This is a genomic window from Oleiphilus sp. HI0132 (genome assembly GCF_001635845.1).
Genome location: NZ_LWGJ01000717.1, coordinates 1 through 616 on the forward strand (window position 1 = coordinate 1; position 616 = coordinate 616).

Consider the following 616-nt stretch of genomic DNA (forward strand, 5'->3'; position numbering starts at 1 on the left):
AAAAACCTACATTGCTTGTGCGCTCGGCAATACAGCCTGCCTGAAAGGTTATCGCGTCAAGTACTACCGCATCTCCAGACTTCTGCTGGAGTTGGCTCAGGCAAAAGCTGATGGGAGCTATAACAAAGCACTTCAAGCCCTAGCCAAAATCGATCTGCTGATACTCGATGACTGGGGACTAGAGCCCTTAAAAGCAGCTCAACGGAACGACTTGATGGAGATTATGGATGATCGACATGAAAGCAAATCCACTACGCTTATCAGCCAACTTCCAACAGAAGAGTGGTATCAATCAATCGGCGATAACACGCTGGCTGACGCCATCCTGGATCGACTAATGCACAACTCTCATCGCATTAAGATGAAGGGAGAATCAATGCGTAAAATCCGCTCAAAGTTGACGGATGGTGAACACTTAGGATAAAAAGACCAAGAACCCAATGCGCGAAAGATCAGGTGTTCACGATCGACCAGAATCCATGTTCACGTTCGGCGGAATATGCAACTCACAACCATTAATCTTCGAGTATATCGCTATCTGCTTCCAAATAGACCTTTTTGTAATGAAGATTTGAAACACCTCCATGCCAAGAACAAGTTCCCTTACCGTAAGAGG

1 protein-coding gene is annotated in these 616 nt (G+C 45.8%); it reads left to right on the top strand.

Going from position 1 to position 616, the window contains the following annotated elements:
• A partial coding sequence (locus A3766_RS08540; protein ID WP_197479444.1) for an ATP-binding protein occupies positions 1 to 424 on the top strand: 424 nt, incomplete at its 5' end.
• Positions 425 to 616: the final 192 nt, after the last annotated feature.